This is a genomic window from Microbulbifer mixtoriginis (SeqCode), from assembly GCF_052467705.1.
This window is the reverse complement of record NZ_CP174322.1, coordinates 2,721,687-2,741,251: the sequence shown is the minus strand read 5'-3', so window position 1 is coordinate 2,741,251 and position 19,565 is coordinate 2,721,687. Positions and strand designations below refer to the sequence as shown.

Below are 19,565 nucleotides of genomic sequence, written 5' to 3'. Positions count from 1 at the left end.
AGTTAATAGCTGTTTTGTATAGCTCGATGGTTAGTGGATCAATCTCTTTACAAGATTGATCCACTAATTTGTTTAATTTACAGGGGTTATTTTACTTCCATGCAATAGAGTTGGGTCCAAATATTCGTTCAGACCACTAACTTCTATGCCTGTAACTTTGGTTGTGGGACCGGGTTTGATATTAAATATGGAATCTTGATTGGTTAAACGTTGCACAGACTGCCAGTCCTGCTCACTGACTTCCATATGCACTTTACTCAGGCCAGTAGCACCATTTTTATGATTTGTTTTTTGGGGGTATTGAGATGGGTTGTACGGACTCACTAAGAATGGCAGTCGCTCAGAGCGAGGATAAACAAAGCGGAAACTGGTTTTTTCTCCGTTTGGCTTGGTGCGTTGCCATGGAATTACTCGCCCGGTTTGAACCCCTTCACGGTTCATTACTGAAAGATCATTATCAAAATCGTCACTGACTAAGGCAACATCACAAAAACCTTCTCCTTCTTGTGACCAACGTATCATCCTACGTCCCGCGCCTCGGCCGGCAAAGATATCAATAAGCCATTTGAAATAGTGGGCATTGGATGGAGATGTCAATAATTCAATAATAGCCCCTTCACTAAACCAAATATGGGCGTGCTGGGCGCTCTTTTCTTTTGTGGCGTAATCCACGGAAAAACCGAGCTGGCGGAAATCTCGTACGGCTTGATGAATATCCTTTACCCAGAGTAAAACGTGGCTACAGCGAGTTTTCATGATAATACCCGGAATTTTTAATTATCCAACGACTTTGTTAAAACTAAGATTTAAACGACAATACATAAATTACGCTTAGTTATCTCAGGTCAAACTTGAGCATATATGGTTTCTTAGGAATTAAAATCTATTTCTTTATGGGAGCGGAAAGGGTTAACGGTATATGTCCATAAGCGAACTAAGCGTAACTTCACCAAAACGTGCAAGTAAAATACTTTCTGCTTCATTCATTGCATCTTTTAGGGCCGTATTTACGGAATGTTCAATGATGCAGTCATCGTGTTCGTCGGTGAGGCCAATAGTAAAAACTGAGCTCTCACCCAAGGCTTTGTGAATATCAAGAAGGGTGATTTCATTTAAGGGTTTTGTGAGCGACCAGCCGCCGTTGTGCCCTTTAATGGATCGCACATAGCCCTGATCACGCAAAAGCGCCATGGTCCTGCGGGCTACAACGGGGTTGGTAAGGAGCATAGCGGCCATCTTGTCTGAAGTAACAGGCTTGTCAGCCACGCTCAGATGGATAAGGACATGAAGTGCCCGGGATAGTCTGCTGTCTTTACGCATAAGTCACCTGTGTCTCAGGTCATGTAGCTTATCACGAAACTTTTGTTGTTACATTTGCCGTGCAGCCTTATACTTTTGTGTAACAATTAAAGTTACATGATAGTGGAGGGATGGATGTGGACGTGTTGATCATTGGGGGCAGTTTTGCCGGCTTGTCGGCGGCAATGCAACTTTCCCGGGGACGTCGCAAGGTTGCTGTGTTGGATGCGAATAAACCCCGAAACCGCTTTGCGAAAGCGTCTCATGGTATATTTTGTCTGGACGGTAAGACTCCCGCAGAGATTCGTACAACGGCATTATCTCAGTTGAGCTCCTATTCAAACTTTCAACTTATAGAGGGCACTGCGAATAGTGTTGAGATCCTGAACAAGGGGTTTGTTGTCAAGACACAAGGAAATACCACTTTTGAGGCGAAGAGGCTGATTCTTGCAACAGGCATTTCTGACCAGTTACCGAATATTCCCGGGGTGAAAAAGCGCTGGGGAAGAAGTGTGATTCACTGCCCTTACTGCCATGGTTATGAGTTGAGTGATCGCCCATTAGGTGTACTGGCAACCAGCGAACTCTCTTTCCATCAAGCAGCGATGATCCCCGATTGGGGGGCAACTACCTTATTCACCCAGGGGAAGTTTAGCCCTGGGGGGGAGATACTCGACCATTTACTAGTCCGTGGTGTGATTGTAGAGGAAGTCCCGATTATCCGCCTAGAGGGAGAAGGGAATAGTTTGAGTGGCGTTATCTTAGCGGATAAGCGCAGATTACCACTGGAGGGGCTTTACGTGAGCCCTAAATCTGAGATGACTTTGCCTTTTATAGATAAATTGAGTTTGGAGCTGGAGGACTCGTTTACAGGACGGATTGTGAAAGTAGACGAGTTTAAGGAAACCTCCGTTAAGGGAATATTTGCCGCGGGAGATTTATCCAACCCAATGCAAAGTGGAACCTTTGCTATTGCATCAGGCACCATGGCAGGGATTGGGGCTCATCGCTCACTGATATTTAACTGTTGATCTTTCTTCTGGTTACAACTTAGGTGATAAAGTTTTTAGATGCGGGCTTAAATGTTTGGCGTACTGATGAACACGTGAATACTGACGTGAATAGAAATGCTTAGAAGGAACTGTAAAGCATAAGTTATGACAAAGGGTTAGGTGCGGTAGTCGATTTTCCTATGGCAACACTAGGTTAGTTACCTATATTGTCCCTTGCTATTCATAAAGTTTAAAAGCTAGAGATAACCGGTACGTTATATTTTAATGTGGGGCACCTCTAAAAATTGTATTTTTTCAATTTTATCGCCTTTCAATTCCTATGACTCGGCGCTTACGTACGCCATAAAGGTAGTTTATAGCGGTGCTCTATCAGCGGTACATCTCATAAATGCATGAAAACACGTGTAGTGATTTGAAACGAAAAAATTTGAGTCGGCATAAAGTTACCACATTAGGCAGTACGATTGTTGGGGGGGTTCTTAGTGGTTAATTTTTCGGCAAGGAAGAATTTTTTATAATTTTGTGCAGCTTTTTGGTGGAGGTTTATCTATATGGAAAAGGCCTTAGTCAGGATCTTATAGCTGCTGAGCTTGTCAGCATTGAAAGTATGCATGCTTAACTTACTTATAAATTTCCAGGTTTTATACCTTAAATAAAGCAGCTTATTAATGTGTGGCATTTTTTGTCCACACAGAAGCACTTACCCTTTGGTGTTATTCAAGATATCCATAAATATGTGCGAGATTTGGGTGTGTGGTTATTGATGATGGGAAAAGATGGGGGAATTTTTGTTGGTTATATTTAAGTCGCCAAAAGTATATTTCTGCAATTTAAATTACATCCGCACTTAAAAGATTTATTCTTTGAGGTTGAGAATTTCTCGGGCAGTAATATGACCTGCTCCCATAAAGTTTCAGCTAGGTTCGATAGGTTATTATCACTGGCGAGAGAATGCCTGTGAAGGCCAATGTGTAGCGAAAATACCATTCTGGAAGTTGGAATTACTGCTGAATAGTTGGTGATTATTACTTATAAGCTCTGCGGTCTATTTCGTCTTTTAAAGGCTGTCCAATTTCCATTCGATCAGTTCACTTACCATCAAAATTCCTAGTTAAATATAATTTTTTTGATACGATATAACATTAAATTATACTTGGGCAATATAGCCGTAATTTATTTCATAAGACATTAATTAATTGTTTTGATGGCATCTCTTGTGAAGTGATTCTCATATTTTTGCGGAAAAATATTTATTACTTTGGCATTTTATAACGATTGTAAATTTGTCATCGAATCCCACTCAGGTTTAAGGGTTATCGCTGAGGATAGTATTTCTTAAGCCGTTATACGTTTGTACCAACAAGAAGCGTTGGTACCAATTTCGTTCTAGCTGACTAAATGATCTTATATTCAGTGAATATATTTGGCCAAGGCGAAATGGCTTAGGAGTAACTAATTTCAAAATATTTTTATTTTGGAATAAATATAACTTCAGAGAAACTATAGTAATGAAATTATTATTAAATAAATTTTTTAAAAAGACGGTTCTAACAAGTACATTTTCGCTACTATGTAATGCGCCTTTCGCTACCTATGCGGAAGAGGCGGACAACGCGCTAATGACTGATCGAATAATCGTAAAGTACAAAGAAAATGCTAAGGTAGGACGGGCATCTATCATGGCTAAGGAGACGGTAGACAAAGCCTCCCGCCATGCCGGCCACAAACTACGTCACCTGCGCCGTATGGCTACTGGTGCACAGGTAATGCGTTTAGAAGGTCGAAAAAATAGAGCTGAATTAAATGCAATTATCGATCGCCTGAGGCAAGACCCGGATGTGGAGTACGCAGAACCAGATCTGATCTTGAAAGCAGTGGCTGTACCTAATGACCCAAGTTACCTCAATCAGTGGCACTACTATGAATCTACCGGTGGCTTGAACCTTCCATCAGCCTGGGATACCACTGCGGGTAACGGGGCTGTTGTCGCGGTACTCGATACTGGATATCGACCCCATGCAGACCTGGCAGCCAACATTTTGCCGGGCTACGACATGATCGACGATACCTTCGTTTCTGTAGATGGCGATGGTCGCGATAGCGATGCCACCGATCCGGGTGATTGGTATAGCTCTGGTACTTGTGGAGATAGCTCCTCAAGCAACAGTAGCTGGCACGGTACCCATGTCGCCGGCACTATCGCGGGCGTTACCAACAATAATCTTGGTATCGCTGGTGTTGCCTATGAGGCCAAGATTGTTCCTGTCCGTGTGCTCGGCCGTTGTGGTGGCTATACGTCAGATATTGCTGACGGCATCATTTGGGGGGCTGGCGGTTCTGTAAGTGGTCTGCCAACCAACGCGAACCCTGCCGACGTACTCAATCTTAGTCTTGGCGGCAGCGGAAGCTGTGGTACTACCACACAAAATGCCATCGACACTGCTCGCAGTCTCGGTGCGACTGTTGTTGTAGCTGCTGGCAATAGCAATGCTAACGCAAGCCAATTTACTCCTGCCAGTTGTGATGGGGTGATCTCAGTAGCTGCGACTAATCGCAGTGGCGGTCGTGCTTACTACTCCAATTACGGTAATGTGGTAGATGTTGCAGCGCCGGGTGGAGCACAGAGCTTCGCCAATGACTCTGACGGCGTCCTCTCTACCTATAACAATGGTGCTACTGACCCCGGCAGTGATAGTTACTATTACATCCAGGGCACCAGTATGGCGGCGCCTCATGTGGCCGGTGCCGCAGCATTGCTCTACTCTGTAGATCCTACCTTGACCCCAGATGAAGTTGAATCAATCCTCACCAGTACCGCACGGAGCTTCCCGGCTTCTTGCAGCAGCTGTGGCTCAGGTATTGTCGATGCAGCAGCGGCCGTAGCCTCGGCCAATGGTGGCGGCGGCGGTGGCGGTAACGACGGCGGTGAACTTGAAAATGGTGTTGCTGAGACTGGTATCGAGGGTAACAGTGGTGATGAAATTAACTTCACCCTAGAAGTGCCTAACAACGCTACAGACTTGTCTTTTGTAATGTCCGGTGGAAGCGGCGATGCTGACCTCTACGTTCGCCATGGCAGCGCTCCGACAACCAGCACCTATGACTGCCGCCCCTATACCTCAGGCAATAATGAAACTTGTGATATCGATAACGTACAGGGAGGAACCTATCACGTCATGGTACGTGGATATAGCTCCTTCTCTAACGTTAGCCTCGTAGGCAGCTACACCGCAGGTGGTGGCGGCGGTGGCGGTAGCGACAGCTGGGAAGAGACAAATCTCAGTGGTTCCCGCAACAGCTGGCAGCACTTCACTATCGACGTTGACAGCGGAGCTTCAACGCTGAGTGCCGTAATGTCTGGTGGCAGTGGGGATGCAGACCTCTATGTTCGTTTCGGCCAAGAGCCCACCCGCACAGCGTATGATTGTCGTCCTTACGAGTGGGGTAATGATGAAAGCTGCAGCATCAGCAATCCAGGCGCAGGTACCTGGTATATCAGTATCCGCGGTTACTCTGACTACTCTGGCGTTTCTCTGAGTGCTAGTACTGAGTAAATGGGCTAACTCCCATTCGACAGGTTCCTGTAGGGTGGATAGATAGCTGTTCTACTCAAATAATGCCAGTCAGTTAATCTGACTGGCATTTTCATTTAACACGTTGATCTCCGCAGAATCCTTTCCCAGTTATATCGCCGGCAATATCACCAATTCTGTGATGATCATTTTTACTGTGCGATTAAAGCTCGTTTTATCAGAGTGAATCACCTTCAAGTTCCAGCCTTTTCTTTAAAGTAGATAAATTTTCAAAAACTATTTTGCAGCCTTTCTGTGCACAGTGATTGGAAGGCCCTTAGTTATCTCTATATCGGTGCAAAGACAGATAAATGAGTTTATTTAGGTGGAGGCTGTCACAAGAATAGAAAGAGGCCGGCAATCACCTAAGAAGGATACATCGGTTGCCACTACTATCCCTGTGGGCAAAATTGAAACACTGGTACTAATTTTGTCTCAATATCCAGCCATGACTTGCTCAGGCATATATCTTGCGTAAACCCTAACGTGCCCTGTCACAACAGGGACATTGGTACTAATGGTTAGGATGTCACACCCCGTCGGCTAAATCATCATGGAGAGATAACAATAATGAAGTCACTGTTGAAAAAATCCACTCTAGCAGGTGTGTTTTCACTTCTATGTACAGGCTCCTTCGCCACCCAAATGGATAACATAAGTAGCTCCCCAACAACTGACCGGATCATTGTGAAATACAAGCAGGATTCCACGATCGGACGGTCAGCGAGCATGAATCAGGAAACTGTGGATAAAGCCTCTCGCCGTGCGGGCCACAACTTGCGCCACTTGCGGCGCATGGCGACGGGTGCACAAGTCATGCACCTGGGGAGCCGAAAAAGCCAAGCCGAGATCAACCTGATAATCAACCGCCTAAAGCAAGACCCCAATATTGAGTACGCTGAGCCCGACTTGATGATGCATCCTATGGCGGTCCCAAATGACCCCAGCTATTACGACCAGTGGCACTACTTTGAAGCTGATGGCGGACTGAATTTGCCCGGAGCCTGGGATATAACTCAGGGGGAGGGCGTGGTAGTAGCAGTTATTGATACCGGTTATCTCGCTCACTCAGACCTCATGGACAACTTGCTACCTGGGTACGACATGATTTCGGATTCCGATATCGCTGTAGATGGGGATGGCCGTGATAGTGATGCCAGTGATCCCGGGGATTGGTATACCGATAGTTACTGCGGAAACCCACTGTATCCCGAGTTTGATAGCAGCTGGCATGGGACTCATGTGGCCGGCACCATTGCTGCCGTCACCAACAACAATATGGGCATCGCTGGGATAGCCCATAAAGCAAAAGTGCTCCCCGTTCGAGTACTCGGCCGCTGCGGCGGTTACACTTCTGATATTGCTGATGGCATTGTCTGGAGCGCTGGCGGCTCGGTTAGTGGTGCACCAGCCAATGAAACTCCGGCTCAAGTGTTGAACTTGAGCCTGGGGGGCTTTGGCCTCTGTGGAAGCACAACTCAAAGTGCCATTAATACGGCCCGTAGCCTGGGCGCTACCGTTGTTGTTGCGGCGGGTAACTCTGGGCGGAATGCCTTCTGGTTTTCGCCAGCTAACTGTTCAGGAGTTATTACAGTATCCGCAACCAACCGCTCCGGTGGGCTTGCTTACTACTCCAACTACGGCAATGTGGTCGATGTCGCTGCCCCCGGAGGTGAAACTAATTCGGTGGAATCCGATGGCGTTCTCTCTACATTAAACAGCGGAGTGCGAACTCCCGGTAGTGATAGCTTCGCATACTATGCCGGTACCAGCATGGCCGCTCCACATGTTGCCGGTACAGCTGCACTTATATATTCAGTCAAGCCCGATGTTACACCAGATGAGGTTGAATCCATTCTCACCAGTACAGCCCGAAGCTTTACGGGCTCTTGTCGGCGCTGTGGATCAGGCATTGTTGATGCGGCGGCAGCCGTTGAGGCCGCTATAGAGAATTGAATTGTAGAAAGGAGTTAGTTTTATAAAAGACCGGCACCTCGTCGGTCTTTTACGCTTTTCCACTAAAGGAGCTAGCCAAGTACAGCGGAGAGGTTAATATTCATCCTTGCTCCCATGCGGGAAATGGATCATTCAATGTCGCCCAGTATTCTTTGCCTCGTAGCACTTCGTCCACGCTTAGCAGGCAATCATCAAGCGCTTTTGTCATACTGGTTTGATTCAGACTCTGGCCAATAAATACTAGTTCTTGCCGCATATCACCAAAGGGTTCTACCCATTGCTTTTCAATGGAGTTGCGATAATTTTCGTCAGTGGGCCAGTTTTCCTTGGGCACAGCTTTCCAGAACATCCCAGCGAACCCATAGTGGGCAATGCCTCCCGCCTGACTCCATTCGCCCGCAAACTCAGGGCGGGACGCCAGCCAAAAATACCCTTTGGAACGAATTAACTTGCCGTGCCTCTCAGTATTGTGCAGAAATTGATGAAATTTTTCTGGATGGAAGGGGCTACGTGCTTCGTAGCTGAAACTGCTAATGCCATACTCTTCAGTTTCAGGAATATGCTCACCTCGCATCTCTTTAAGCCAACCAGGTGCTTGCTGCGCGCGCTCGAAGTCAAATAAGCCGGTACTTAAAACCTCGTCAATATTGACTTGCCCTTGAGAGATCGGAACTATTTTTGCCTGCGTGTTTAGAGTTCGCAGAATGGCCTCTAGGCGCTCAACATCAGAAGGGCCAGCTAAATCCGTTTTACTTATCAGAATGACATCTGCGAACTCGACCTGGTCGATCAGCAAATCAGTTACACTGCGTTCGTCGTCTTCGCCTAATGATTCACCAGCATCCTGTAAAAATACTGCCTCGTCATAGTCCTTTAAAAAATTGACTGCATCGACCACCGTCACCATTGTGTCCAAACTGGCAACATCAGAGAGAGAAACACCATTTTCGTCGGCAAAAGTGAAGGTTTCTGCAACGGGTAAGGGTTCAGAAATCCCCGTTGATTCAATAACGAGATAATCAAACCGTCCTTCCTGCGCAAGCTTAGTGACTTCCTCCAGAAGGTCTTCCCGCAGAGTGCAGCAAATACAGCCATTACTCATTTCAACAAGCTTCTCCTCACTACGGTTAAGAGAAACTTCGCTCTGTACTTTCGTCGAATCGATATTGATTTCACTCATATCATTGACGATTACAGCAACTTTTTTGCTTTCGCGATTGTTCAGTATGTGGCTAAGTACGGTAGTTTTACCGGCACCTAGAAAACCTGAAAGGACGGTGACTGGGAGTTTGTTTGTATGTGCCATTAGCCTCTCCGCACTCTGCGTATTCATCCATGTGTACTAGGTTAATTGGATGTTGAGCAATGATATATCGTATCTTTTTTGGGTCAAGCTATTTCATTTATATGAGGGTAGGGCGGTAGTATTACCGCTCCTCTTTTACCCGCTTACTTCGCCCACTTTCATGTCGCTCCCGCATGTCGGAATCAATATAGCGATCGGTCGTAGCCATACTTGCATGTCCCGCATCATCGCGCACATGCTCGCGGGGGCGGTACTTCACATCTTCAGAAATACCCGTATGGCGGAGCCAGTGCACAGTGGCAGCCTTAAGGTCTTCAGCATCTTCCCCTAAGCCTTCTTCAACCATCCGTTGGTGGGCAGCATCAAAGCAGTTTTGAACAATCAGGCGAACCTGTCGGGTACTGGTAACCGGTCCCTTGCCACGGGACTTGTGCACCAGAGGTGTCTGCTCATTAATGCTGGGCAGAGCAGGGAGCTGCAAATAATTTCTGTAGCGCTTCAAGGCCTTCAACATTTGGTCGCAAACAGTGATCGCCCGGCCTTTGTTACCTTTACCTGTAACGTGAAACCACCAGTTTCCGTCGCGATCTTTCTTGAAATCACCCATAACTGGTGCCGATCTTTCATCTGCAACCAATTCAGAGATTCGCAAATACATAGCGAATAGGGCGTTCATAATGAATAAAGTTCGCTCGTGATCAGTTGGTGATGTCTCGGCCATGATCTCAGCAGTCTCCAGGACATAGTCCCACTGCAAGTTGCTGATTCGGCGCACAACCTGGCTTTGTTGCTCACGTCGAACAAACTTACTTTTCTGGCGAATCAGTGCCACAGGATTGGCTGGAACCAAGCCTTCTTGATAGAGAAAATCGAAGAAGGATGATAATGCAGTAAAGATGCATTTGATCGCTGCCTGGGATGGCCGGAACTCCTTGGGAGAAGCCGTTTTACCAGCACGAAATTCAACTTTGGACACACTGACTACGAATGGCCGCCAATCGGCATTCACAACGCGCTCGCCATTCTGTGTTTTGAACCTGGCAACATTCTTAGTTCCGATCCAGGCAATTGGAGGCTCAATGCAAAACTGCACAAACTCCTCAATGTGTTCGCGCTTCAGAGTCATTATTGAAACTTCTTCAATGCGCCACGCCCATTGCAGCAAGCGCTCAAGTTCACGGCGGTAGCTATTAAACGTTGCCTGGCTGCCGTTATAGCTATAAAGAAACTTAAGCGTGAACTCCAGATCAGTATCAGCACCAGGAATCTGCTTGCTGAGAAAACGGCTAGCTGAAAAGCTGGTGCAGCGGAATGGATTCTCAAGATTGCTCAGGTTGTCGATGATTGGTGCTGGTGGCCGGTTGGAAGCAGACATAGAAATATGGAGTTGTTGTTGGAATGCAGCAAATTATACGGAAAATCGGGCATTTATAAAATATCCGATATTCACAAATATCGGAAATAGTAGGCTTGTAACAAGCCCTCTAGCTTAGTAACTTTCTTACATCGCCAGCTTAAATCAGCTTCTGGGCTCTTCTCCTTCTTCATGCTAGAAATCACTATTTCCTAAACGAGTACCGAATTAGATTGACAGCTCAAGGCTAGATTCCAGATGTTACTTCAACGCCACATGATAAAGGTCTTATGACATGGAATATCATCATATTAAATATGAGCAAAATGGCCCTGTAACCATCATTACTTTTAACCGTCCAGAGGTTAAGAACTGCATTGGAACACGCGCTCATCGCGAGCTGGTGGATGCATTCGATCGCTTTCGTACTGATAAGGGAGCTAAAGTTGCGGTAATCACCGGCGCTGGCGATTCTGCATTTTGTGCAGGGGGTGATTTGAAAAGCAATCTTGCTGCAACCGAACCCACCAATCACCCCGATCCTGACGAGGCTGTTTTATGTCCTGTAGAACCCGCTGATATTGCCCGGCATAATCGAGGTGAAGCTCCAGGTATTATAGGTCCATCCCGCTGGACCGATATTTATAAGCCTATCATTGCGGCTGTGAACGGAATTGCTTATGCGGGTGGCTTTGAGTGGGCATGTTTTGCTGATATGCGGATTGTAGAAGAACACGCATCCTTTGGTATGACTTGTCGTCGTTGGAATATCGGCTTAGCCGATGGTGGTACTCAGCGTCTGCCGCGTATTGTTGGTATGGGGCGAGCGCTGGAGTTAATCATCACGGGAAAAGTTATTAATGCTGAAGAAGCTTATCGCATTGGGTTGGCCAACGAAGTGGTACCAAAGGGAGCCGCATTAGATCGTGCCGTTGAGTTGGCACAGTATATCTCCACCCTTCCCCAGCCAGCGATTCACTCTGATAAAGAAGCCGCCATTCGTGGTTATGGAAAGGATCTTGATGAAGGTCTACGAATTGAGGCTGAGTGCTTTAACCGATTATTCAGCGACTCTGAATCCAAAGCAGAGCTGTCCGAAGGCTTGAGGCGCTTTAACGAGCGCGATCATCCTGACCGAGTGCGAGGGCAAGCCAAAACACCCGGCATTATTCGTAGCGAAATGGAGTAATTACGATAAGCCAAAAGAAGGCTGTATTTGTAGTAGAGGCCCATAGTGGCTATATGGGCCTCATTACTTTGTTGAATCAGTGGGGTTCTTATCGTCACTTTTATGATCTGGACAGGCACCCTCTTCCCAAGGCCCAGTTTTTATTAGACGCATGAATCGGATACGTGTTGTTTATTTGCTTTTACGCTCAACCATTCGAATCCATATCCTTACTCCAAGCCATTGGCAAAAACGCATCATCGAGACTGACATTCAGATTGTGGGTAGAGTAATTCGAGAGTACTTTTAGACTAGTTCCAACTATCACCTCTAGAACCGTCTCTTTCGTATAACCTGCTGCAAGAAACGCCTCAACCTCCTCTTCTGTGGCCCATCCACGTTTCTCATTGATAATGACACTGAATGCTCGGAGCGCTTCGAGTTTAGGATCATCGAGTGTTTTGCCGCTACGCAGCGCCTTGATTACATTTTCATCTACACCGGCCATTTTGCAAACGGCGGTATGCGCAGCCATGCAGTAGGTGCAACCGTTTAGGCGGCTGTTTGTCATCAGGATTATCTCTCGCTCCGTTTCGCTCAAGCGAGATTTATCAAATAATCCCATAAGTGTTAGGTAGCTCTCTACCATTACAGGTGATTCGGCCATGGTTGCCATTAGATTGGGTACAAATCCCAATTTCTTTTTAGCGGCTTCTAGAGTGGGCTTAGAGGCTTCTGGTGCTGTTTCAATTGTGTAACGTGTAAAATTGACCATGAGTCTTACCATATAAGTTGGGTTTTACGGTGCTCGATATCGATTTACATTGAGTGCTTGCACCTCTTTGGCGCTAGTCAGCGCTAAAGAGGTGGAGGTGTTTACATACTATGCAGTTGTAGACTGACTCAGCTTTTCAAGTACGGGAAATAAGTCGCTGGGTTCGGGGCGACGCGTATAGTCAGGATTCACCTCCGCATATGCGATTGTTCCATCAGTATCTATGACATATCTTGCTGGCATAGGTAAGTTCCACGCGCCGTCACGATGGATGGTCGGGAGTTCGACTTTGAACACCTTGTGGAACTCAATTACATAAGGTTGTAATGTCCAGCGGATACCAAACTTTTCAGCAAGCTTTCCACTTTGATCAGTCAGAATTGGGAAGCTTAGCTTGTTATCTCTCTGAGATTTACGGCTTTCAGCGGGCCCTTGCATGGAAACAGCAACCAGGGTTGCGCCACGCGCTTTGATCTCTGCGGCAACTTCTTCTAACGCTTGCAGCTCAATATTGCAGTAGGGGCACCACACGCCTCGATAGAACGTTAGAATAACGGGCCCTTTGGCAAGGAGCCCTTCCAGGGCAACGTCGTTACCTTCTGAATCTGGCAATGTAAAGTATGGGACTTTCTCCCCTACTTTAATCGAACGTTCAATTTGGCCACTAGCAGCCAATTCCTTGGATGATCTGGCAAAGGCTTCAAATGCTCCTTCCGGGGCCTGTTGCTTAAATACTTCTTTGAAAGCATCTAGTTTGTCTTGAAGAGACATAACCTACTCCTCTAATGGTTTAAAGTTTGGAAGCGCGAGCTTTGGGTAAGCCTTCGATGGACCAAGAGGCGACGTACTTAACTCTCCAATTGGCCTCTATGCAGGTACTTACGCCAAACCACTATTGGGAAGGTTAGTTACTTTGATTTGTGCTATAAACATGCTATTTTGAAACTCATTGTATCCATTAGGGACACAATCTGTGTTTCAACAAGCCCATTTGAACGAAATAGTCGTATTTATTGCCGTAGCCGAACACGGAAGCTTTACAAAGGCGGCGGCATCATTGAACTCAACCAAATCAGGCGCTGGTAAGGCAGTTAAGAAGCTTGAGGAGGAGTTGGGTCTTAAGCTATTCAACAGAACCACACGAAGTATCAGGCTGACAGAAGAAGGCAAAATATTTCTGGATGCCGCAAAACATGCGTTAGAAACAATCAATGAGGCCAGGCTTTTGCTGCATGCCAGGAAGGATGAGCCTGCCGGACGATTGCGTATCAATTTGCCAATAGGCATAGGCCGAAATATTGTCAGTGCTTTAAAGGGGTTCACGCAGTTGCATCCCAAGGTTACGGTCGAGGTCTCTCTTTCAGATAGCCTGGAGGACGCTATTAAAGGTGAATGGGATGTCGTTGTTAGAATTGGCGAACTAGAGGATAGTTCTTTTATCGCAAAAACATTATGCGGATCTAGACGTATTTTGTGTGCTTCGCCTGAATACCTTTCCCAGAAAGGTAAACCTAAGAATTTGGAGGAGCTGAGAGAGCATGATGCTCTTGTTTTCAGAGCGCCTACAGGAAAAGTAAGAGCCTGGTCATTTCGAGAAAATGATGACTCAATTACTGAATTCTCCCCTTCCCCGCTGGCAATTTTTAGAGATGGACGAACACTGATAGATGCAGTAGTCGCTGGTATGGGTATTGCTCAGGTATATGATACTGCTCTCGGTTCTTCTATTCAGACTGGCGAAGTTATTGAGTTGTTTCCTGAGAAAGTAGTACCCGGTCCACCGGTTAGTGCACTGATTCCCAGTGGTAGAGCGATGCCTGCGAAAACGAGAGTTTTTATCGATTTTCTACAAAGCGTGCTGGATTAGGATTTAGGGTGTCAGGTGAAATCGCAGAATAATTTCATAAAGAGAACCCCCTCTCTAGTTCTAGAAAGGGGGAGATTGGTTGACGAAAACCTTCTGGTTGTTAAGTTTGGGCCTTTCGCTAAGCAATGCTTTTAAAGGTTGGTTTGTCCTTTTCTAGCTGTGGTGCTGAGTCAGCAAAAACATGCAGGAAAGTCGTAGGATTTGGGCGTCTGCGATAATTGTCGGTCTCATCTCCGAATAGAACCTTGCCACCTTCGTCCAGTGCTATCACCGTAGCCATAACAGTATCCTTAGGGTACCCAGGCATTCCTGCAGGAGAACCGCCAATATCTTCAATGCCTAAGGCTTTAGCACCCATTAGGTTGTCATCTTGAAGAATTTCAAAATGACCAGGCAGGTCAAGCTTGTCGGCTAACTTCCTTGAGTTGTCGTAGCCTTGGTTAGAGATAAACTTTACCTTCACATCATATTGCTTAAGTGTCTCAGCATACTTCTTCACTTCTTTTAACTGGTTCATACAGAATGGGCACCAGTTGGCTCTAAAGAACACTAATAGTGTTTTAGATTCGTCAAAAGAGGTGGAAGACACACTTGATTTATCTAATCGATTAAAGTTCATTTCAGGCAGTTTTTGGCCTTTTGATATGGCTTTGCTCTTTTTACGGTTGTAGACGGAGAATGACCAGATATACCAGTGAAGGGATAGGAAGCCCAGAGCAGCAGCTGCAATAGGAATGTATAGAGACAAGGACATTGGAGCCTGGTTCGAATAAGTTGAATAAGCAACCAATGCAACTCCTATAAAGTTAACGGCTTGAATAATTGGTAATCTTTCTGATGTTCTTGAAATGCTGAACACATTTGTTAAGACCATCAAGAAAAATGGTAAAGGCAGGGTCGCTAAAAGTGCGCCGACCCAAACCGGATCGCCACCAGATATATAGATCATGATGCCGGACCCTACTCCGCCAAGCATGTTTAATAGAATCATTGGTAAAATAAGTTTTGCTTTCATTTCAAGCTCCTGAAGCGTTGGGTTTATGTCCAAAACTTGCGATCTATCCTAGTACATCACATTGACTCAATAATCAGTTCGAATAGAGAAACAATGTTGCGAAAACGGATACAATTGAATTTATTTTATCGATCTATTAGTTGTGGCTGGCATGAGTAACTTACACTCAGTTCTAGCAGGAATTTAGTATTTCTTAACAAATAAAGGAGCGAGTAAGCTGGAAGAAGGTGTAAAGATGTAGACAAGATCAGACCACGATCTGACAGATCGTCTTGAATAAGAAGGGTTTATCGGTTTTGATGAAAGTGCCTAAACCTAAAAGCAAAACCAAAGATAAACCCCATGATCCATACTAATGATCGCATCATCAAACATTAACTGCTAGGTGATTTCGATTGCAATACCACTCCAAACGTAACTATGCCTTCCAGCGTTTTGATGGCGCAACGTTCGCCATCCAATATCAGCCCTCCAAACTGGTTGATCTTCATTCGGGTTATAATATTTGATTGTGGACCCATCCTTGGCAACCAGGATATTATGGAAACCCATTTCATGAGCAGACCCAGGGGAAGGGCCTCGAAACATCATAAAAGCGCAATTGTAAAAGGTGTCGGCACGCAAGTTCCTCGGCATTCCCCCATTACTAGCTGGCTGTATAAGATTTGTAAACAACGCATTATAATCATTTCTATTGGCCGCCTGCGCGAATTGAAGGCACATGTCTTTCTGAGTCGCGTCATATAAAATCCGACCGGTACGCCCAGGGCACTGGGTATTCACATAGTTTCGCACACGCATCGGCGAACTATTGTTGGCCGCCACTAAGGGATGGTCAGCACCGTTTGGCATAGGAGGTAGGTCCGCATTCTGCCATTTGACGGCGTTCCACAGAGTCCCTTCCACAAATGCCTGTGGCCTTGGTGCACGGATGTCGTATCCTGACACTGCGATCTCGGTGCAGTGAGCGGCGCAAGAGTTGCCGACCTGGCTGGGTAAAGTTTTTAGATGCAACATCAAAATTTCCTTTTTTGTTATGTCTGATAGTGAGAGTAGTGAATCCAGTGTACCAATTTGATAGGCATAATATATATAACGGAGTGGAAAAGAATAATACGAGTTATTACGTAATCCTCTCCTCGATGACGCTGATTGGCTGTAACAAAATTGAATTGATTACGGCGATGCTGATCGTTGTAACAGCTAACGAATTTCTGTGCTCAGACCCTGGCATCTCGTACATTTTTGCTTGTAGTGCATTACCTGCATTACCCGGTAGAGCAACCTCACTTGAAAGCTGCCTTGCTGTACCTTAATAATGCTGTACTTTTGAATCTACACCGGCCTTTTTTGAGATTTCCTTCTCTATCCGTAACTGCTTACTTTCTCGTCGTAATCGATATAATTTCGAAATTTCACTCAGAGTGCAGTCAAACTAAAGTAACTCATTCTTGAGTAAGTAGCGGCTGCGATGGATTGAGGCGATGATTCCTTGCGGAAGATCTATGCTTACAAAAACAAGGGTTTTCATCGTTTATTTTGAAAAATGAGCTTAATTAAGCTTCTGGATGTTTAATGTAATAAGGGAGCAATCCAAAGGCCATCTGGTACTGGCTATGTTGTTTGATCCAAAGGTTCCTGGAAGTCAGTAAAGCTCAGTTATACAACTTAATCTTTAACAGACGAGTCCATATTTTTATTGGATTCTAAGCTCCAGCATTATTCTCTATTATATGTCGTATTAACTAATGTATCTTTGAGCCCAGGCTCCAATAACATTGCCGACATATTCAGCATCTGATTTCTTCATAAGCAAGTGATCGGCTTTATCTAAGGAAATAAAACTTTTTGGATGGTGCGCGGCGCTAAATATTTTTGCAGCATGATCAATAGAAACAGTGCTATCTAGTGGTGAATGCATAACTAGTAAAGCTTTCCTTAATTCCTTAAGGTTAACCAAGATGTCTGCTTCATTTATATCGTCGATAAACTGCTTTTTAAGTGTAAACTCTCGGCCAGCAAGCACCACTTTTGCCTGTCCTGTTTTATTGATGTTATCGAGCTTATCTTTAAACATATGTTGGATATGTTTTACATCACTTGGAGCGGCTATAGTAACAACAGCTTTAGCTGTCTTTAGCATACCAGCGGCTTTTAATACGGCAGCACCACCAAAACTATGCCCAATTAGCAATTTTGGCGCTTCAAAGCGGTTTTCAATTTCATTGCAAGCACTAAGTAAGTCTTCAACATTAGATGAAAAGTTAGTATTGGAAAAATCTCCATCACTGTTACCTAACCCAGTAAAATCAAATCTTAATACTGATATTCCTTTGCTAGTCAATGATTTACTAATAGCGCTCGCAGCAATGATATCTTTTGAGCATGTGAAACAATGTGCAAAAATTGCATAGGCCTTTGGGTTCCCGGTGGAATTCTCTAATTTACCCTTTAATTCTACACCGTCACGATTTGGGAAATTAAATTCCATAATATTATCCAATATATATTGATGAATTACTTCAACTTTTCAGCATACTTCTTCACTTCTTTTAACTGGTTCATATTGAGGTAAAGACGCCCCATTGTCCGCTCCAGTTACTTCAACTATTGCATGGACCTACAAAGCCGCATTCGACTTTGCCAAAGTAATTAATGCTTGTATCGCCTTCTATCCGAATCAAGTGGTAACCGAAAAGGTTGAGGCCTTATTATGACAGTATAAAAATTGGTGATTACACCGGTATAAGATAGATGGCTATTTGAACTGTATCAATCAATCCATATGACTGCTGGAATATAGGAATTCCACGGATTTCCGTGAAGGCCTAATGCCCTTAAAGAAAATAGAAACTTTGCGATTTGTTATACTTCTCCACCTTTCTGCAAGCACTTGTAGCGAAGGATCACCCCGCCCGATTTAAGGGCGTCCGCCCGCATGAGTTCAAAATTCTTCTGGATGGCGTCAGCTTTGAAGAGAGGTGAGCCTGCTCCAAGCACGATGGGGGCAAGGCATATCCTGTATTCGTCTACCAAGCCCCTTGCGAGCAGAGTAGCTACAAGGTCTGCGCTTCCGAAAACGAAGATATCTCTCTTCCCTGTCTCCCTCTTCAGCGCGCGAACGTGTTCGCCGGCCTCGCCTTTTAAAAGGCGAGTGTTTGACCAATCGGCGGTTTCAAGTGTGCGAGTGATGACAGCTTTCTCAAGTGAGTTCATCATGTCCGCAACCGCCCCCGTTTCATTCCTCCAATGACTGGCCATCCCCTCATAGGTGCAGCGTCCAAACAACAAGGTGCCGATTTCATCGCCCTGCTGAAGAGAGAAAGCTTCTAACTCGTCGCCCCACACTGTTCCGTGATGGTCCAACGCCCAGGGCGCAGTGCCTTCAAAGTACCCGTCCAACGTCATCACATTCCAAACAACTAAACGCCTCATATCCTGTTTCTCCTAAACAAGCGATTGAGTAGATGAATTCTTCCCTTTGTAGCTGGATGATGTGTGGCAGGCACCCGTATTAGCCATATTCGTTGTGTCTACGCCACCAATGATATGGCTGTGTCTGCTGAGTGCCGTCGGGAGCCGCTTCCCAGTTTTCCTGGCGGCCGAGCGGTGTGAGATCCAAAAGAGTCCACACCGTGCCAAGTGTTTCGACACCTCGGCCGTTAGTGAAATAGGTTCGATAGAGGTCCTCTCCATCGCGGAAGAAAACGTTGATACCAAATCCGGTAGCCACATCTAAATCAGCGTTGAAGCTGTCCTTGGTTTCATACCAGGGGATGGCCCAACCCATACGTTTCTTGAATGCCTCTATCTCAACGATCGGCGCTTTTGACACAAAGACGAGAGAGGTGTCTCGGGCATGCAGATGGGCAAGATGAGGGATCTGATCGGCGACCATGCAGCAGCCTTCGCATGGGCTGGGATCAGCGGGCTTCAACATATGGTGGTAAACGATGAGTTGTGAATGGTCATCGAACAAGTCAGCCAGAGTCGCAGTGCCCCCTGGACCCTCAAAGGCATAATTTTGTTCGATCTTCACCCAACCCGAATACCGTCGTTTTTCTGCCATCTGGTCGTGCGCACGGGTCAGCTCCTTTTCTGCTTTGCGGAGTTCAGCGAGTTCATCCTTCCAGGCCTCCGGTGACAGGATCTGCCGGACTACTCCGGAGATCTCCTTAGTTTTCCTGCTCTGAATTAAAGCCATAATCAGCTCCAGATCTTGAGTAAAGTTGAGAAGAGT

General features: G+C 45.7%; 15 protein-coding genes. 5 read left to right on the top strand and 10 right to left on the bottom strand.

The annotated features are described in order from the left end of the window. Positions 1–72 precede the first annotated feature (72 nt). Together ACJJIB_RS12065 and ACJJIB_RS12060 are read right to left on the bottom strand one after the other, a co-directional pair. Positions 73–756 carry a VOC family protein gene (locus tag ACJJIB_RS12065; RefSeq protein ID WP_444886217.1) on the bottom strand — a complete coding sequence of 228 codons (684 nt, stop codon included), beginning with the start codon at positions 754–756 and terminating at the stop codon, positions 73–75. 153 nt (positions 757–909) lie between these two features. Then, the gene (locus ACJJIB_RS12060) at positions 910–1,320 is read right to left on the bottom strand and encodes an Rrf2 family transcriptional regulator (RefSeq protein WP_444886216.1); all 411 of its coding nucleotides are present in this window, start codon (positions 1,318–1,320) and stop codon (positions 910–912) included. A 110-nt stretch (positions 1,321–1,430) separates the two neighbouring features. On the opposite strand from ACJJIB_RS12060, the gene ACJJIB_RS12055 reads away from it, so the two are divergent. From ACJJIB_RS12055 to ACJJIB_RS12045, 3 genes are all read left to right on the top strand, one after another. Continuing rightward, the gene (locus tag ACJJIB_RS12055; protein ID WP_444884832.1) at positions 1,431–2,330 is read left to right on the top strand and encodes an NAD(P)/FAD-dependent oxidoreductase; all 900 of its coding nucleotides are present in this window, start codon (positions 1,431–1,433) and stop codon (positions 2,328–2,330) included. A 1,601-nt stretch (positions 2,331–3,931) separates the two neighbouring features. Next, the gene (locus ACJJIB_RS12050; protein WP_444886215.1) at positions 3,932–5,866 is read left to right on the top strand and encodes a S8 family peptidase; all 1,935 of its coding nucleotides are present in this window, start codon (positions 3,932–3,934) and stop codon (positions 5,864–5,866) included. Positions 5,867–6,613: 747 nt separating this feature from the next. Beyond that, positions 6,614–7,840 carry a S8 family peptidase gene (locus tag ACJJIB_RS12045; protein WP_444886214.1) on the top strand — a complete coding sequence of 409 codons (1,227 nt, stop codon included), beginning with the start codon at positions 6,614–6,616 and terminating at the stop codon, positions 7,838–7,840. Positions 7,841–7,940: 100 nt separating this feature from the next. On the opposite strand, the gene zigA is transcribed toward ACJJIB_RS12045, so the two are convergent. Together zigA and ACJJIB_RS12035 are read right to left on the bottom strand one after the other, a co-directional pair. Next, complete coding sequence (gene zigA / locus ACJJIB_RS12040) at positions 7,941–9,146, bottom strand: zinc metallochaperone GTPase ZigA (RefSeq protein ID WP_444886213.1); 1,206 nt, start codon at positions 9,144–9,146, stop codon at positions 7,941–7,943. Between the two features lie 121 nt (positions 9,147–9,267). Continuing rightward, entirely contained in the window at positions 9,268–10,521 is a 1,254-nt protein-coding gene (locus tag ACJJIB_RS12035; protein WP_444886212.1) for a tyrosine-type recombinase/integrase, read from the bottom strand. Between the two features lie 274 nt (positions 10,522–10,795). Here ACJJIB_RS12035 and ACJJIB_RS12030 point away from each other — a divergent pair, with 274 nt between their 5' ends. Next, positions 10,796–11,689, top strand: a complete 894-nt coding sequence (locus ACJJIB_RS12030) for an enoyl-CoA hydratase-related protein (protein WP_444886211.1) — start codon at positions 10,796–10,798, stop codon at positions 11,687–11,689. Positions 11,690–11,876: 187 nt separating this feature from the next. On the opposite strand, the gene ACJJIB_RS12025 is transcribed toward ACJJIB_RS12030, so the two are convergent. After that, positions 11,877–12,443: a carboxymuconolactone decarboxylase family protein gene (locus tag ACJJIB_RS12025; RefSeq protein ID WP_444886210.1), complete on the bottom strand. Its 567-nt coding sequence runs from the start codon at positions 12,441–12,443 to the stop codon at positions 11,877–11,879. A gap of 108 nt (positions 12,444–12,551) precedes the next feature. Continuing rightward, on the bottom strand, positions 12,552–13,214 hold the full coding sequence (locus ACJJIB_RS12020) for a peroxiredoxin-like family protein (RefSeq protein ID WP_444886209.1): 663 nt from the start codon (positions 13,212–13,214) through the stop codon (positions 12,552–12,554). 202 nt (positions 13,215–13,416) lie between these two features. On the opposite strand from ACJJIB_RS12020, the gene ACJJIB_RS12015 reads away from it, so the two are divergent. Next, the gene (locus ACJJIB_RS12015; protein ID WP_444886208.1) at positions 13,417–14,310 is read left to right on the top strand and encodes a LysR family transcriptional regulator; all 894 of its coding nucleotides are present in this window, start codon (positions 13,417–13,419) and stop codon (positions 14,308–14,310) included. A 118-nt stretch (positions 14,311–14,428) separates the two neighbouring features. On the opposite strand, the gene ACJJIB_RS12010 is transcribed toward ACJJIB_RS12015, so the two are convergent. The 4 genes from ACJJIB_RS12010 to ACJJIB_RS11995 form a co-directional block, all read right to left on the bottom strand. Next, positions 14,429–15,325, bottom strand: coding sequence for a TlpA family protein disulfide reductase (locus ACJJIB_RS12010; RefSeq protein ID WP_444886207.1), 897 nt, complete (start codon positions 15,323–15,325; stop codon positions 14,429–14,431). Positions 15,326–17,066: 1,741 nt separating this feature from the next. Further along, positions 17,067–17,816, bottom strand: coding sequence for an alpha/beta hydrolase family protein (locus ACJJIB_RS12005; RefSeq protein WP_444884873.1), 750 nt, complete (start codon positions 17,814–17,816; stop codon positions 17,067–17,069). 374 nt (positions 17,817–18,190) lie between these two features. Further along, positions 18,191–18,760: a dihydrofolate reductase family protein gene (locus ACJJIB_RS12000; RefSeq protein WP_444884874.1), complete on the bottom strand. Its 570-nt coding sequence runs from the start codon at positions 18,758–18,760 to the stop codon at positions 18,191–18,193. Between the two features lie 79 nt (positions 18,761–18,839). Next, on the bottom strand, positions 18,840–19,529 hold the full coding sequence (locus tag ACJJIB_RS11995; protein WP_444886206.1) for a DUF899 domain-containing protein: 690 nt from the start codon (positions 19,527–19,529) through the stop codon (positions 18,840–18,842). Positions 19,530–19,565 lie beyond the last annotated feature (36 nt).